Source organism: Dehalobacter sp. TeCB1 (assembly GCF_001707455.1).
Classification (GTDB): domain Bacteria; phylum Bacillota; class Desulfitobacteriia; order Desulfitobacteriales; family Syntrophobotulaceae; genus Dehalobacter; species Dehalobacter restrictus.
Genome location: NZ_MCHF01000065.1, coordinates 78,403 through 94,587 on the forward strand (window position 1 = coordinate 78,403; position 16,185 = coordinate 94,587).

The 16,185-nt window shown below is 44.6% G+C and carries 17 protein-coding genes; 9 read left to right on the top strand and 8 right to left on the bottom strand.

What is annotated here, in order from left to right; all coding sequences use genetic code 11:
- Window positions 1-53: 53 nt before the first annotated feature.
- The 7 genes from A7D23_RS13780 to nifJ all read left to right on the top strand — a co-directional run bounded on the left by A7D23_RS13780 (window position 54) and on the right by nifJ (window position 8,411).
- Window positions 54-785 (top strand): FadR/GntR family transcriptional regulator, encoded by a 732-nt coding sequence (locus A7D23_RS13780; protein WP_019224654.1) that lies wholly within the window; start codon window positions 54-56, stop codon window positions 783-785.
- Window positions 786-1,001: 216 nt separating this feature from the next.
- Window positions 1,002-1,166, top strand: coding sequence for a rubredoxin (rd, locus tag A7D23_RS13785; RefSeq protein ID WP_019224655.1), 165 nt, complete (start codon window positions 1,002-1,004; stop codon window positions 1,164-1,166).
- Between the two features lie 191 nt (window positions 1,167-1,357).
- A complete protein-coding gene (locus tag A7D23_RS13790; protein WP_019224656.1) occupies window positions 1,358-2,062 on the top strand; it encodes a response regulator transcription factor in 705 nt (234 codons plus the stop codon).
- Complete coding sequence (locus A7D23_RS13795) at window positions 2,055-3,461, top strand: HAMP domain-containing sensor histidine kinase (protein WP_019224657.1); 1,407 nt, start codon at window positions 2,055-2,057, stop codon at window positions 3,459-3,461. Before A7D23_RS13790 ends, A7D23_RS13795 begins: the two co-directional genes overlap by 8 nt.
- Window positions 3,462-3,595: 134 nt before the next feature.
- Window positions 3,596-4,012, top strand: a complete 417-nt coding sequence (locus A7D23_RS13800; RefSeq protein WP_019224658.1) for a hypothetical protein — start codon at window positions 3,596-3,598, stop codon at window positions 4,010-4,012.
- A gap of 20 nt (window positions 4,013-4,032) precedes the next feature.
- Window positions 4,033-4,593: a hypothetical protein gene (locus A7D23_RS13805; protein WP_019224659.1), complete on the top strand. Its 561-nt coding sequence runs from the start codon at window positions 4,033-4,035 to the stop codon at window positions 4,591-4,593.
- Between the two features lie 266 nt (window positions 4,594-4,859).
- Window positions 4,860-8,411: a pyruvate:ferredoxin (flavodoxin) oxidoreductase gene (gene nifJ / locus A7D23_RS13810; protein WP_019224660.1), complete on the top strand. Its 3,552-nt coding sequence runs from the start codon at window positions 4,860-4,862 to the stop codon at window positions 8,409-8,411.
- Window positions 8,412-8,517: 106 nt separating this feature from the next.
- On the opposite strand, the gene A7D23_RS16490 is transcribed toward nifJ, so the two are convergent.
- The 8 genes from A7D23_RS16490 to A7D23_RS13835 form a co-directional block, all read right to left on the bottom strand.
- Window positions 8,518-9,567 carry a YhgE/Pip family protein gene (locus A7D23_RS16490; protein WP_242836968.1) on the bottom strand — a complete coding sequence of 350 codons (1,050 nt, stop codon included), beginning with the start codon at window positions 9,565-9,567 and terminating at the stop codon, window positions 8,518-8,520.
- 4 nt (window positions 9,568-9,571) lie between these two features.
- On the bottom strand, window positions 9,572-9,718 hold the full coding sequence (locus A7D23_RS16495) for a hypothetical protein (protein WP_019224661.1): 147 nt from the start codon (window positions 9,716-9,718) through the stop codon (window positions 9,572-9,574).
- 102 nt (window positions 9,719-9,820) lie between these two features.
- On the bottom strand, window positions 9,821-10,141 hold the full coding sequence (locus A7D23_RS16500) for a YhgE/Pip family protein (RefSeq protein WP_242836967.1): 321 nt from the start codon (window positions 10,139-10,141) through the stop codon (window positions 9,821-9,823).
- Window positions 10,142-10,200: 59 nt separating this feature from the next.
- Window positions 10,201-10,782 (bottom strand): TetR/AcrR family transcriptional regulator, encoded by a 582-nt coding sequence (locus tag A7D23_RS13820; protein ID WP_019224662.1) that lies wholly within the window; start codon window positions 10,780-10,782, stop codon window positions 10,201-10,203.
- 195 nt (window positions 10,783-10,977) lie between these two features.
- A complete protein-coding gene (locus A7D23_RS13825; protein ID WP_015044768.1) occupies window positions 10,978-11,148 on the bottom strand; it encodes a DUF3787 domain-containing protein in 171 nt (56 codons plus the stop codon).
- Between the two features lie 15 nt (window positions 11,149-11,163).
- The gene (locus A7D23_RS16180) at window positions 11,164-11,334 is read right to left on the bottom strand and encodes a hypothetical protein (protein WP_019224663.1); all 171 of its coding nucleotides are present in this window, start codon (window positions 11,332-11,334) and stop codon (window positions 11,164-11,166) included.
- Between the two features lie 127 nt (window positions 11,335-11,461).
- Window positions 11,462-13,855 carry a vitamin B12-dependent ribonucleotide reductase gene (locus tag A7D23_RS13830; RefSeq protein WP_019224664.1) on the bottom strand — a complete coding sequence of 798 codons (2,394 nt, stop codon included), beginning with the start codon at window positions 13,853-13,855 and terminating at the stop codon, window positions 11,462-11,464.
- Between the two features lie 193 nt (window positions 13,856-14,048).
- Complete coding sequence (locus A7D23_RS13835; RefSeq protein WP_021315824.1) at window positions 14,049-14,348, bottom strand: zinc-ribbon domain containing protein; 300 nt, start codon at window positions 14,346-14,348, stop codon at window positions 14,049-14,051.
- A gap of 348 nt (window positions 14,349-14,696) precedes the next feature.
- Here A7D23_RS13835 and A7D23_RS13840 point away from each other — a divergent pair, with 348 nt between their 5' ends.
- Window positions 14,697-14,972, top strand: coding sequence for a DUF1294 domain-containing protein (locus A7D23_RS13840; RefSeq protein ID WP_019224667.1), 276 nt, complete (start codon window positions 14,697-14,699; stop codon window positions 14,970-14,972).
- A gap of 139 nt (window positions 14,973-15,111) precedes the next feature.
- Window positions 15,112-16,170 (top strand): HD domain-containing phosphohydrolase, encoded by a 1,059-nt coding sequence (locus A7D23_RS13845; RefSeq protein WP_019224668.1) that lies wholly within the window; start codon window positions 15,112-15,114, stop codon window positions 16,168-16,170.
- The last annotated feature ends 15 nt before the right edge of the window (window positions 16,171-16,185 follow it).

Consider the following 16,185-nt stretch of genomic DNA (forward strand, 5'->3'; position numbering starts at 1 on the left):
ATAATACAATCGTATAACTATATTTTGTCGGATACCTGTGAGGGAGTATGGGCATGGATATCAAGCCGATCAAGAGCAGGAGAACTACAGAGATTATTCTTGAGCAGATCAAAAACTTTATGATTCAGGGTCAGCTGAATCCGGGTGATAAGCTACCGACAGAAAGTATTCTTGCCGAAAAGTTTGAAGTAAGCAGAACTTCGGTCAGGGAGGCATTATCAGCGCTGAGCCTGACAGGGATTCTCGATATCCGGCAGGGAGAAGGAATTTTTGTCAAACGTTCTCCATCCAATGCAGTGATTGAACCTCTAAGTTTTATTTTTTTGCTGGAAAATGATTTCGAAAAAATTATTGATATCTGTATTGCTCTGGAGACCCAAGCCGTTGATCTTGTTGCCCGAAACAGGGATAACAGCGATATTGCCGCCATGCACATATTGTTTGAAAAGATGAAACAGGATCTGCCGGAAGGCAAAAATGTCCAGAAGGATGATGTCTCTTTTCATCTCGCTTTAGCCGGGATGTGCAAAAACCCGCTTCTGGAACGAATGATCAATACCGCTCTGGATATATCCGGTCAGGTTTTACGATCGACGTATCAGCAGTGGGTGCGGACCTATTATTTTGAAAACAGACAGATGCTTTATCAGGAACATCTGGAGATCTTTCAGGCTGTGGAGAATAAGGATAACGAATCAGCTAACCGGCTGATGAATGCCCATCTTTCCAAAGCCCAACAGGAACTGAAAAGATTTGAAAGAATTAGGGATATCCTGGAGTATTAGTATGCCTGGTATACATCTATTTCCTGATTGTAGTGCTGCTGTTTTACAAGCTGGATAAAGAGTATCCGTAAATCGTTCAGGATTTATGGACCGCCGCGCAGCTAAGAGAGTGCAGGAATAACCGCGAAAATTCAGTGAATATTTTAGCTGAAAGCCTCTTGTTTTCAAGAAAACCTGCGGTTATAATGAAAAAAATTGACAAAGGAGGCGCTTTGAATGCAAAAGTACGAATGTACAGTATGTGGTTATGTTTATGATCCGGCTGAAGGAGATCCGGATGGTGGGATTGCTCCCGGTACAGCTTTTGAAGATCTGCCCGATAGTTGGGTTTGTCCTTTGTGTGGGGCCGGGAAAGACGAATTCGAAGTTGCTGTTGAATAGAAGAATTGCGATTATTTTTTCACTTTGATTTTAAATAAAGATTGACCAGAGAGGATGTTATTCGGCATCCTCTTTTCATTTGAAAAACCATGACAGAATTGGAAAAAAACTGATATAATAGCATCAGGTATAGTTGTCTGGTCTATTGGCAACTTATTTTTCCTTTCCGGAAGTGTGGGGGTGAACGATGGATGACAAGCATACTTGTCGTTGATGATGATCACAATATCTGCCAGCTGTTGGAACTTTATCTTTTGAATGAGGGATACCAGCTTTATATGGTTCATGATGGAAGCAGTGCGCTCGATGTCCTGCGAACAGAAAAAACAGATTTAGTGATTCTCGATATCATGCTGCCGGTCATTAACGGGTGGGAAGTCTGTAAAATGATCAGGCAGATCAGCTCTGTTCCGATCATTATGCTGACTGCCTGTGATTTGATGGAAGATAAGATTCAGGGGTTTGAACTTGGTGTCGATGATTATATTGTGAAGCCTTTTGAACCGAGGGAACTAGTGGCCAGGGTCAAAGCCAGACTAAAAAACGTTCAAGGATATGAAACGAAGGATAGAGCAGATCAACAAGCTGAAACCAATGTTCTGAATATCGGAAATATCCAGGTGGATATGAACCGTTATGAGGCCAGACTGGAAGGCGAAAAAATAGAACTGAAGCCGAAAGAGATCCAGCTGCTGTATTTCCTTCTCAAGAACAGAAATATGGTTTTTACCAGAGATCAGCTGCTGGAAAAAGTATGGGGATACTCATATGAAGGAGATACCCGGACTGTTGATGTTCATATCAACAAACTGAGAGAAAAACTGGAGGGTGTTTATTCTAACTGCCGGATCAGTACCGTCTGGGGAGTAGGATACAAGCTGGAGATTGATGGTTAAGAAAACAATTTTCTCAAAACTGTTTTTTACCTATCTGATCTTGATCATTGCGGTGATGGCTGTCATTGCCGTTCTTCTCTCCTATGCGTTTAACAACTATGTATTCGGGGAAAAGCAGCAAGAAATGCGTGCTGCGGCAGCCGAAACGGTTCTGCTGCTTGGGAAGTATGAACAGGCCGAAATAACCTATTCGGAACTAAATGATTCGCTGGATATCCTGGGTTCGATGACGGGTTCACGGATTTATGCAATCCGGCTGAATCCGGAGGTTCTTGCGAATAAGAATCTGGTACTGGATAAGAAACTGCTGGATGCGTACCTGTTTGAAGATTTAAAAAGCATCCTGCAGGGCAAGGAAGTTTCCCGGAAAAAGCAATACTCGGACAGGTTTGCCGCAGATGTAGCCTTTTTAGGGGTCCCCTACGGCCAGGGCAATATGATTGAAGGAGCTATTTTGTTTTTTGCTCCGCTTGACGAAATCTACGCTTATATTCAAAAGATCAATATGATCATATGGTGTTCTGCGCTGGCGGCAGTTATCTTAAGCGGTATCATGATTTATCTGGCAGCCCTTAAAATTACCAGGCCGTTGAAAATCATGGAAGAGGGAGCGATACAGCTGGCCGCCGGAGAGCAGATCAATGATTTGGCAGTTCATTCAGGTGATGAGCTGGAAAAGATGGCAAAAGCCTTCAATAATATGAAAAACCAAATCAGTACGGCCGAAAATATGCGGCGGGATTTTATGGCAAGTGTGTCTCATGATCTGAGAACTCCGCTGACATCGATCAACGGTTTTGTCCAGGGAATGCTGGATGGATTGGTAAAACCTCAGGACTATCCAAAGTATTTGAATATTATTAAAACGGAAACAAACCGTTTAATGGGGCTGACAGGTGAAATCCTGGAATCAGCGAAAATTCAGTCGGGGGAGATTACACTCACCAGGAAGTATTTCCTGGTCGGGAATACCCTGGAGGAGATTCTGGAAAGCACAGGGATGAGGGAAAATCCTAAAAACATAGAGCTGATGATGGATTGTCCGGACGGACTGGAAATCTATGCAGATCAGCATCGTTTTAAACAGATCCTGATCAATATCCTGGATAATGCGTTGAAATATACCGGAAAGAACGGAAAAATCAAACTGACTGTAACGCCGGAAGACGGCGGGATCAAATTGAGCGTTCAGGACAACGGGAAGGGAATCGCACCACAGGATCTGCCATTTATTTTTGAGAGATTCTACCGGGCAGATAAATCCCGGCAGGAGGTGGAAGGCGGAACCGGTCTTGGTCTTAACATCACCAAGATGCTGGTTGAGCAGCACGGCGGCAGAATTAGCGCTTCCAGCACCTATGGGCAGGGAACGGAGATTGTGATTTTTTTCCCTGGATAATACCTAGAATTTTAAAAAGTACGGTCATAATTTTACGTATTATTTACAACTCATCTGTTTTGCTTTGATATTTTTTCTTTATAGTAAGGCTGTAGACCGATGGTCTGCCTGCCTGAAGTATCAGGAGGGTAGTGATGAAAGGTAGAGTGTTCTTAACGGCATTCCTAATTCTTTCCTTTTTTGTCACGCTGAGCGGCTGCTCGGGCCAAACGGATCAATCGAAGAATTCCGAAGTGCCGCGAAACGGTGTTCAGACTGAAGACCAGCAATCCGCGAACAAAGGCGATCAGGTGCAAAGTGATGGAGTAGAAATCGATGGAGCAGAAACCGGCGGAGCAGGAATCGATGGAGCGGGGACAGACGGAACGGAAACAGACAAGAAAGAAAACAAGGAATCCGATAATCAAGAAATTTCGGTGGTTGCAAAATCAGGCACACGGTCGGCAGATGAAGAAAAAGAAGCTGTATTGGACGAGATTTCCAGAGAGCTTGATGAAATCATCAACACTGTGAATGCGATGGATGATATTGAGGAAAATGACCTGAAATAGCATTGTGGGGAGGAAGCAATATGAAAAGAATAAAAGTCTTGGTACTGGCTGTTATGAGTGTTTGCTTAATCCTTAACAGTGCATTGGTTTTGGCCAAGACAGACAAAACAACGGATGGCACATCAAGTAAACAGAGTTCCCAAAGCAACAAGCAGGCGAATACTGAAGCTAAGGGTGTTACTGTCCAGCAATGGCAGAAGGAACTCAAGCCTTTATTTGATGAAATCCGTGCCAATAAAACAGAGACGATCCATTTGCGCAATCAATTAACTCAGCTTCGCGATAATGCAGTTGCCAAGATTGATGATCTTAGACAACAGAATGAGAATTTGACCGATGAACAGATGGATGCCCTGCTTGCTCCGCTGAAGGACTTTTTGCAGACGCTCAAGGAAGATAAAGCTGAGATAGGAGGCCAGCTGGGCGACGTTCAGCAGCAAGTCGTTGATCTCAGAAAGACAAAAAAAGAACTGGATATTGCTCAGGCCAAAATAACGCTGCATAATATTATTATGGCACAAGAACAAAGAATTACGACGCTGAAAGCGACGATTGAAGATTTAGAGGATTTTCTGGATTAGACATTCTCCAGTAATTGTCTGATGAAAGATCAAAAATGAGATTAACCATAAGCCTCTGAGATACTGCTAATAGTAACGCACTATTGGCAGTATTTTTTTGTAATTCTTGCAAAATTGATTGGTTTGCATTTCTGTGCATTTTTCGCTGGAAAGTATCAATAATATAGATCATAAAGCTTAGTACTGAGTTAACGAGGCACTGGGTCATCAATTTAATAATGGATCACAAATATGGATCAAGCTTAAGCTAAAAAGGAGGTCTTTTGATGCCAATGAAAACGGCCACGATGGATGGCAATGAAGCTGCAGCGCTGGCGTCCTACGCCCTGACTGAAGTTGCCGCCATCTTTCCGATCACTCCGTCATCTCCAATGGCCGAAGGTATTGATGAATGGTCGGCGCACGGCAAAAAGAATATTTTCGGTCAGCCTGTAAAAGTGGTGGAAATGGAATCTGAAGCTGGTGCTGCGGGAGCCGTTCACGGATCACTCGCTTCAGGAGCGCTGACCACTACTTACACCGCTTCTCAGGGGCTGCTTCTGATGATTCCGAATATGTACAAGCTTGCCGGGGAACTGCTGCCGGCCGTGTTTCATGTAAGTGCCAGAGCACTGGCAACCCATGCGCTGTCCATCTTCGGCGACCATCAGGATGTCATGGCCTGCAGGCAGACAGGTTTTGCGCTGTTGGCATCAACTAACGTCCAGGAAGCACATGATTTGGGATATGTCGCTCATCTAAGTGCAATCCAATCCAGAATTCCGTTTCTTCATTTCTTTGACGGATTTCGTACATCGCATGAGTATCAAAAAATCAGCTTAATTGAACAGGAAGAGATCCGAGAAATTGTAGACCATCAGGCGCTTCAGGATTTCAGGGATCATTCCTTATGTCCTGAACACCCCGTTGTAAAAGGATCAACGCAGAATCCGGATGTCTACTTTCAGTTCAGGGAGGTTTCCAATCCGTTTTATGAGAAGGTCCCGGATATTGTAGAAGGCTATCTGCGGGAAATAGAAAGAATTTCAGGACGGGTCTATCACCCTTTTAATTATTACGGAGTACCGGATGCTGAAAATGTCATTGTGGCAATGGGGTCAGTCTGTGACACGGTTGAAGAGACGATTGACGTTCTGCAGAAGAGAGGGGAAAAGGTCGGGATGGTGATCGTTCATCTTTACCGGCCATTCTCGGCAAAATATTTCTTTAATGTATTACCCGCTTCCGTCAAAAAAATTGCGGTTTTGGACCGTACCAAGGAGCCGGGAGCATTAGGCGAACCGCTCTACCTCGATATTCTAGAATTATTCAGGCACACCTCGGATGGGACTCCGGAACAAATAGCCTATCAGCCGGTTATCGTGGGGGGGAGGTATGGGCTAGGATCCAAAGACACAACGCCTTCTCAGATCCTGGCGATATACCAGAATCTGAAACAGGACAAACCAAAAAATCATTTTACCATCGGGATTGTGGATGATGTCTCCGGTACTTCTTTACCGGAGGGCGAATGGCTGGATACAACCCCGGAAGGGACCATCAATTGCAAGTTCTGGGGGCTTGGTTCCGATGGGACTGTCGGGGCAAACAAATCGGCGGTAAAGATTATAGGGGACAATACCGACCTTAACGCCCAGGCCTATTTTTCCTATGACAGCAAAAAATCAGGAGGGACAACGGTTTCCCACCTCAGATTCGGCAGAAGTCCGATTAAGTCCCGCTATTTGGTCTTCAGCGCGGATTACATTGCCTGCCATAATCAATCGTTCATTTACCATTATGATCTCCTGAAAGGAATCAAAAAAAATGGCACTTTTGTTTTGAATTGCCCGTGGAAGAGCCTTGATGAACTTGAAGAGCATCTTCCGGCATACCTGAAGAAAACGATCTTTCAAAACAACATCCATTTCTATGTCATAGACGCAATTGATATTGCTTCGCAGATTGGCCTGGGCGGACGGATCAATATGGTGATGCAGGCCGCATTCTTTAAGCTGGCGAATGTCATACCGATTGAAGATGCCGTCCGGTATCTGAAAAATTCGATTGAAAAAACCTACGGCCGGAAAGGGCAGAAGATCGTTGAAATGAACAAAGCCGCCGTAGATCAAGGCATCAGCCGGCTTATCCGTATTGAGGCGCCTGCTTCCTGGGAGAGTGCCCAGGATCAAAAAACGGAGCTCAAAGAAGAACCCGAATTTATCAAGAAAATTCAGCGGCCGATTGCGCGCTCTGAGGGAGATGAGCTTCCTGTCAGTACCTTTTTGGGGATGGAGGACGGGAGTACGCCTCTCGGGACAACAGCCTATGAAAAACGCGGTATTGCAGTCCAGATTCCAGAATGGCAGATAGACAAATGTATTCAGTGTAATCAGTGCGCCTATATTTGTCCGCATGCGACGGTCAGACCCTTTTTATTGGATGATCAGGAAAAAGCCCAGGCACCGGAGACATTTATAACGAAGGAAGCTGCCGGAAAAGGACTGGAGGGCCTGCATTACCGTATACAGATTGCCCCTCTGGACTGTACAGGCTGTATGAACTGTGCCGACATTTGTCCTGCTCCGGGAAAAGCATTAATCATGAAACCAGCCGAACACGAAATCGAAATGGAAGCGGAAAACTGGGAATATGCGTTATCCATCCGGCCCAAGGAAGACCGTATGGACCGCAATACCTTAAAAGGAAGCCAGTTTATCCGTCCGCTGCTGGAGTTTAACGGTGCCTGCCCGGGCTGCGGGGAAACGCCGTATGTCAAACTGCTGACGCAGCTCTTCGGGGAACGTATGATGATCGCGAATGCGACAGGCTGTTCCTCAATTTGGGGAGGAAGTTACCCTTCCATCCCGTATACGACCAATGCCGAGGGCAGAGGACCGGCCTGGGCCAACTCACTTTTTGAAAATAACGCGGAGTACGGATACGGCATGTACCTCGGCGCTTTGCAGATCAGAGAAAGAATTTCTGCCCTGATGCAGGAAGCCCTGGCGATGGAGCTGTCCGAAGAAATCAAGACAGCTTTCAGAGAATGGCTCGATGCGTACCAGGACGGGGAAAGGTCGCTGACCGCTTCCGCCAAAGTGCTTCAGGTATTGAACGGCAACGCTGCCTTGGGTCTTCCTGTCATCCGTGAAATACTGAAGAGAAAGGACTATCTCGTCAAACGCTCAGTTTGGGCAATCGGCGGGGACGGCTGGGCGTATGATATCGGCTATAATGGTGTCGATCATGTCCTGGCCAGCGGGGACGATGTCAACCTGTTTGTAATGGATACGGAGGTCTATTCCAATACAGGCGGGCAGTCCTCCAAAGCGACCCCGACAGCCGCGATTGCCAAGTTTGCCGCCGCAGGCAAAAAGATCCGGAAAAAGGACCTTGGCATGATGGCGATATCCTATGGCTATGTTTACGTCGCCCAGATTGCAATGGGAGCGAATATGATGCAGACGATCAAAGCGATTACAGAGGCTGAAAGATATCACGGACCGTCCCTGATCATTGCCTATTCCACCTGCTTCAATCATGGTCTTAAGAACGGGATGGGGATGAGCCTGGCCCAGCAAAAAAAAGCAGTAGAGGCAGGATACTGGCATCTTTACAGGTACAATCCGGATCTTAAGCAGCAGGGTAAAAATCCGTTTATCCTAGATTCCAAAGAACCCAAAGGAAACTTTAAAGAATTCCTGGAAAGCGAGATCCGTTATGCTTCTTTGAAAAACGTTTTCCCTGAGATTGCCGAAGACATGTTTAGCTTGGCGGAACAACATGCTGCTGAACGTTATGAGAGCTACAGGAAGATGGCAACCTCCCAATCCTAATCTACAATTATTCGGCTATAGAATTATATGGGGCTGTTACAGACGAATTTACTTTCATTCGTTCTGCAACGGCCCCTTCGATTATTGAAAGAAGATGACCTCCTGTCTATGAAACAACGGTCATTTCAACAGCGGATTTTTCCCTTTGCTTTTTCGTTGCTCTGATGCTCAGCAGTAGATTTACTGCAAAAATTACAACTGTGATGCCTCCCAATATAGACAGATTCTCATACAGAAAGCTGTAGTTGACACCGGATATTACTTCTTTAAGTGCATTGATTGCGTATGTCATTGGTAAATATGGATATGCGATATCAAAGAATTGTGGTACAAGCTCCAGTGGGAAGGTTCCTCCGCAAGCGGTAAGCTGAAGGATCAGTAAAAAAAGTGCCAAAAACTTGCCAACATCCTTGAGGTTCGCGATCAAAAAATCCACAATGGCGGTGAAGCATAAAGCAATCAGAATGCACACGACATAAAACATGAAAACATTCTTCACCACCAGATGCAATCCGTGCTGTAAAACAAGAGCTAATGCCACCGCTTGAACTGCAGCTACCAGTGAGAATCCAATAAACCTTGGATCCGCAGGCAGATATCTTGAAAGACGGCGTTCAAAATTGATTTCCGGATCAAGGTAAATAACAATTAGCATGAGGATTGATCCGATCCATAATGACAACGAAATAAAATACGGTGAAAATGCTGTTCCATAATTCGGCACTGGATCAATGCTCAGCTGATTAAGCGCAACAGGTGTTGCTGCGTAGGTATCGAGTCCAGAAAGATTCGCCGTTTTGTCATTTGCTGTTGTGATTGAATCCGCAACCGCAGTCTTTGCCTCGTTGATGCCATCATTCAAGGTCTGACTACCGTTTAGAAGCCGCTGTTCGCCATCCGGAAACTTAGCCGCACTGGCGTTCAGTTCACTGCTTCCTTGGGCAGCTGCCGCTATATCCATGGCAGCCGTCTGGATACCAGAATTTAGTTGTGGATACACAGCTGCCAATTCTGCGGAACCTTCCGCCAACTGTCCTACACCACCAGATAGCTGATTTAAGCCGGTCCCTAACTGATTTGCCCCGCTTGCCAATTGCGTTGCACCATTCATGAGTTCTTTTGACTTGCTATCGATTAATGCGATGCCGTCATTCAATTGTTTACTTCCTGCCTGCAGCTGTTGGGAACGGCTGACTAAAGTGGCGGTGTTCACCTAAATCCTCAGGAATCGTTTTCATTTCGGTCGTCATTTCACTGACGATTTCTTTGGTCGCCTTTTGTGAAACCTTATCTTTAAATTCGAGCATGACTCTGTTCAGAACCTGGACAGCAAGGAAATTTCTTTTCTCTTCCGGTTGATAGATGATGATGCCCTCATTCTTATCTGATTTATCTGCCGAAGCTATTTTTTATGAGAAATCGGCCGGTATCGAAACTTCAGCATAATATTCTCTGTTTTGTATTCCTGTCTTTGCTTCTGCGTCCGTAGTCAAAACCCATTTGATGTTTTCATCGGATTTTAGTTCTTCAGTGATCTCATTTCCTAAATTTCTTGACTTACCATTGATAACTGCGCCCTGGTCCTGATTGACAAAAGCCACAGGAAGCTTCTCTAATTTGCTGTACGGATCCCAGAACGCTGAAAGAAAAAATACACTGTATATGAGGGGAAGAATGATTACAGCTGCAATAACTGCTCGTTTTCTCCAACGTTTTTTCTCTAATGCCATGACATTTCCTCCAAACTGCTATTTATAACTAATTAGCTACTGCAGCTCCTATTGTTTTTTCAAAGATTTTCTGATAATTTGATCCCAGTTAACCAATACCCTTTGATTTCTTCTACGGTGGCTTCGTAAGAGATCTTCTGATTGGATAATAGGATGCGAAGACTTGCTGCCGCTGTCATGCCAAATATGGAGACAGCCAGAAGTTCCGGGCCCAAAGGCCTGATTTCCTTCTTTTCTATTCCTTCCTGAATAATTTTTTCAATGAATTGCAAATATTCTCTTAAACTTTCACGCAGCAGGAGTTGCCTGTCTTGTCTTCCCCAAACTTCGCTTAAAAGTACTTTTGCAAACTCAGGATGTTCAAAGGAAAGCTTTGTTTGAACCTCAATTAACTTTTCTAACTGTTGGATTGCTCCTTCTACATTTTCGGCTGATTCTTTAACTGTTGCGACAAATTGGTCGATAGTCCAGCGAATCATACTGACAAATAATTCTTCTTTGCTTTTGTGCCGGTAAAATAATGTCCCTTTGGCAACTTTTGCCTGAGAGGCAATGTCTTCCATTGTCGTTCGTTCAAACCCATTGACAGCGAATAATTGAAGTGCAGCCTGAAATATTGCTTTATCTTTTTGGTTTGTCATCCCTTTCTCCTTTACACTTTATACTGACTAGTCAGTATAAATACTATGTTTTAAGGATTTATTTGTCAAGAGAAAAAGTTTATCATTCACAAGAAGAAAGCATTTTTCTACATTAAAGTAATTAACAATAGGAAAGGAGCTGCTGCATGCGAATGATTACTATTCGTTTTGCAACAGCCCCTTGACCCAAATTGTTTATTTTTCGTTAGAGTCCACATATTCTTTGGCATTGCGAACTTCAAGTTCTCCGGGAATGCCTACATTTGATACAGGCTTCTTTGTTTCAAAGCGGCTGTCCCAGGCAGCGGTAGTATGTTTCTCAACAGGGTTCGCCATAAAAGTTTCCTTCTTTTTATTATTGGCCACTTTTCTATTCCTCCGCTACGCTTTATCCGGGGACCGTCTTCTATCTTCAGCCATCCCGCCAATCGCCTGCGGACTGGCAAAAGCAATCGAGCCTGCCGGCATCGGATGAGTGTTGTTCAGGTGACCCCAAGCAAGCGAGTTATTGGTTGTCAATACTTCTTTGACTTTGCGTCTGTCTTTCGCCATCGCGTGATTCACCTCACCAAGAATTATTCGCTGCCTGTAGTTTTTGATATTTTTTAGAAAAAAATACACAGTCATCAATGGAAAATGATGACTGTGTATTGGCTGTGCATTTTCAAAAGTCGTTATTTTACCCGCATTTGGAATAGCCGCAGTGGATGCAGACCATGCAGCCGCCTTCGTGATTCACGGGCATTCCGCATTCAGGGCAGGCATTGTCGATCGCGACGGCGGCCTGAGCTTTTTTAATTACGGCTTTTTCAGTTTTCTTCAAATCATCCGAAAGGACAGGTTCTTCCGTTTTATTGCGATTGATAATCGCAGAATTACCGTTTACGCCGATATCCTTATACTTTTTGATTACCCGCGAGATTGCATCCGGGCACGAGGTGACATTGACACCTTCTCTTCGGATGCAGGCGGGGCAGCGGATTCCACGGATCTGCTCTATGATAGCATCAACAGAGATACCTGAACGCATCGCGATCGAGATTAGGCGGGAGGTTGCTTCCGATTGGGAAGAACAGCCACCGGCTCTTCCCGTATTGGTAAACACTTCACAGATACTGGTTTCATCGGCGTTTACGCTAACATAGAGATTACCGCAACCAATTTTAATCTTTTCAGTGACGCCGACAGTCACCGGCGGGCGGGGCCTCGGCTTGATGGTAGGCATCGGTGCAGAAGCGGTTGCTTCAGATTCAGTGGTGGTCTCGAGCTTTGCAGTCGTCTCAGGTTCAGCTGTGGCTTTGAAATCAGCCGCCGGATTGGCAGTTTCTTTCGTTCCGGCAGACAGCACCTGCTGTTCACGGCTGCCGTCCCGATAGACCGTAATTCCTTTGCAGCCAAGCTCAAAGGCTAAACGAAACGCTTCGGCAACATCTTCGCAGGTAGCTGTATTTGCAAAATTAATAGTTTTGGAAACCGCATTATCCGTATATTTTTGAAAAGCAGCCTGAATTCGGATATGCCATTCAGGAGAGATCTCCTGCGCGGTAACAAAGACCTTCTGTACCCATTCCGGGACTTCCGGCAAACCGAAGACGTTACCTCGTTCGGCAATTTTGGACATAAGCTCCTTTGAGTAAAAGCCATACTTATGCGCATAATCTTCAAAAAGCGGGTTGACCTCAATCAGTGCCGTACCGTCCATGACCGTTTTAGTATAGGCCACGGCAAAGAGCGGCTCCACGCCGCTGGAAGCACCGCAGATCATCGATATCGTCCCTGTCGGGGCAACTGTAGTCAGTGTAGCATTGCGTAATTCGATCTTGCCGTCATAAATGGAACCCTGATAATTAGGAAAGGTACCGCGTTCCTTGGCCAGTCGCTGGGACTCTATACGGGATTCGGTACGGATGAATTCCATAATCTTTTCGGCGAAGGCTGTACTTTCTTCGGAAATATAGGATGTCTGCAGAAGAATCATCAAATCTGCAAAACCCATAACACCCAGGCCAATTTTCCGGTTTCCTTTGACCATTTCTTCGATTACGGGAAGAGGATATTGGTTGATATCAATCACATCATCAAGAAAACGGGTCGCGAGCCTTGTGACATAGCCTAAACGCTCCCAGTCAATTACGGTCTTTCCGTCCTTTTCCGCCGCCATAAGCTTTAAATTAATGGAGCCAAGATTGCATGCTTCATTGGGGAGTAAGGGTTGTTCGCCACAGGGGTTGGTAGCCTCAATCACGCCAATATGCGGCGTCGGATTATCGCGGTTCATCCGGTCAATAAAGATCATGCCTGGTTCACCGTTCCGCCAAGCGTGGTCAACAATTTTAGCGAAGACTTGTTTGGCGGGGAGCTTACCTGCCGACTTTCCAGAATGAGGGTCAATCAGGTCATATTCCGTGTCATTTTCCACAGCTTTCATAAATGATTCCGTTACAGCAACCGAAACATTGAAGTTGTTAATATCTCGGTTATCTTCTTTGCAGCTGATAAATTCCAGAATATCCGGGTGGTCGATCCGAAGAATGCCCATGTTGGCGCCGCGTCTTGTTCCTCCTTGTTTGACAGCCTCCGTAGCGGCATTAAAGACTTTCATAAACGAAACCGGACCGGAAGCAACCCCTCCAGTGGAACGCACCATGCTGTTCTTCTGGCGCAGCCGGGAAAAGTTAAAGCCTGTTCCGCCGCCTGACTTATGTATAATTGCTGCATGTTTCAGTGCATCAAATATATCCTCCATACTGTCCCCGACCGGCAAAACAAAGCAGGCACTTAACTGTCCAAGGTCACGCCCGGCATTCATCAGTGTCGGCGAATTCGGCATAAACTCCAAATTAGCCATGACCGTGTAAAATTCTTTGGTCAAATCTTCAATTTCCTGCGGATTCTTACCATACTTTTCTTCAGCGCCGGCAATGACCGAAGCAACCCGGTAAAACATCACTTCCGGCGTCTCGCATTTTTGGTCATTTTCCTGCTTCAAATATCTCCGTTCCAGGACAACTCTGGCATTCGGCGAAAGATTGGCTTTGGGCCACTTTTTCCAAACTTCCGTATTGTTACGCAACGTTTATACCTCCAAAATTCATTCGGACTGTAAATCCGGTTAGTAAACTACAAGTAGTACTATATAAAGTTTACAGATACTATATCTGGTAGTCAAGGGGTCAAATGGAAAAATTAATCATAAAAAATAAATAGGCTCTCAAAACAAAAACCCCCCCGGGTAAGATACCCGGAAGGGTCTGATAACAATTAAATTACCAGTTGTTTCTGGAGCGGGGTTGGTAGCAATCCCGGCAATAAACAGGTTTGTCACCAGTAGGTTGGAAAGGTACTGTGGTTTCTTTGCCACAAGCAGAACAAACAGCAGGGAACATTTCACGTTGAGGGCGCGAATAGCCACCATTTCTGCTCTGTGCTTTTCTTGCTGAACGGCATTCGGGGCAGCGGCCTGGTTCGTTCGTGAATCCTTTTTCAGCGTAGAATTCCTGCTCGGATGCAGAAAAAGTGAATTCACGGCCACAGTCTTTACAACTTAGTGTTTTGTCATTATACATAAATGACCTCCTAGATTTATTACCCGCCTCATTGGAAGTTGATTCGACATCTTCCCTGAGCCTGAGGCAGTCGAGAAGGTCTTCTAATCCCTCAAATATTAACGAGCAATACTTAGTATAACTAAAAAAATACAAATTGTCAAAACAAAGTATAAAGTATTCTGGCTAATTTTTCAAACTTCTCAGCATTTTTTCTATTAATCTTTATGTTTTGTCCTATATCTTTATATTTTGTCCTATTTAGTCCTAATATCTTTTCAAGCATTTCTCTGCGTATTTTTTTCCTGTCTCATTCATGGTATGATTTTGGTCATAAATGGTTTTTAACTGAGCAAGGAGGCTGCAGATATGGAATATAACTGGCTTATATGGGGATACATTGTCCTTGTAAATATTTATGGTTTTTCCGTTATGGGGTGGGACAAATATAAGGCCAAACGGGGAGGCCGGCGGGTCCCTGAACGCCGTTTCTTTCTTACAGGACTGATATTTGGTGCTCCGGGGATCTATCTGGCCATGCGTTTCTTTCGGCACAAAACCAAGCATAAGGCCTTTATATACGGTATCCCTGTTCTGATCATATTGAATATATCTGTTCTTGTTTATTTTCTGCAAAAATTTTAAAAAATTTGTAGAGATTCCAAGGATAAACATTTTTTATCTAGAATTTCCCATAAGAATAAGGTATATTAAGATATAGTGGCCGGCTGACCGGAAATTTCCTCATTAATAAGCAGTTGATTTGTGAAAGATTGGGAGGCGGATGAAGATAAATACTGATAGTATTTCAAGGGCCAGAATACTGATCGTCGACGATAATTCTGTAAATATTTTGTTACTTGAAAAACTGTTAAAAATGTCGGGATACAGCAATATCATGTCCACCACTGATTCCAGGGAAACCCTGTCCTTATATCGAGAGCATAATCCCGATCTGATTTTAATGGATTTAAGGATGCCTTACCTTGATGGATTTGAGGTAATGGAGCAGTTGAATGCAGTCAAAGAGGATGACTTTCTTCCGATCATTGCCATTACAGCCTACAACGATCAGGAGCACAGACTGAAAGCCTTGACGCTCGGCGCCAAAGATTTTATTGGGAAGCCGTTCGATTATGCTGAAGTTCTGATGCGAATCAAAAATATACTGGAAATACGTTTACTGAACAACGAAATCAAAGAGAACAACCGCAGACTGGTCAATAAAGTCCAGGAGAGAACAAAAGAACTGGAAGATTTGCAGGTTGAACTGATCCACAGGCTGGCGAGAGCCGCAGAATTTCGGGACAGCGAGACAGGAAATCACATTCTGCGAATGAGCAAATACACGTATGAACTTGGTAAAGCCTTCGGATTGCCGGAAAAAGACTGTGAACTAATGTTTCATGCCAGTACGCTGCATGACATTGGGAAAATTGGCATTCCCGACGAAGTACTGCTGACACCAGGAAAACTCACTCCTGATGATTGGGAAAAAATGAAAACCCATACCGTTAAAGGGGCTCAGATCCTGGCCGGCAGTTCAGCGGAAATGATTAAGCTTGCTGAGCAGATTGCGCTGTATCATCATGAAAAATGGGATGGAAACGGTTATCCGAACGGGCTTCAAGGAGAGGAAATCCCGTTGGTGGGACGAATCACCGCCATTTGTGATGTGTTTGATGCTTTGATTTCGGAGCGTCCTTACAAGAAGGCGTGGGAAATCGACGAAGCCTCAGCTGAGATAGAAAAAGGTAGAGGCACACACTTCGATCCTTCTCTTGTCGATCATTTTCTGAAAATTATGCCGGTAATCAGGGAAATTACGGAAATCTATAAATAACAAGTTCTGCCTATG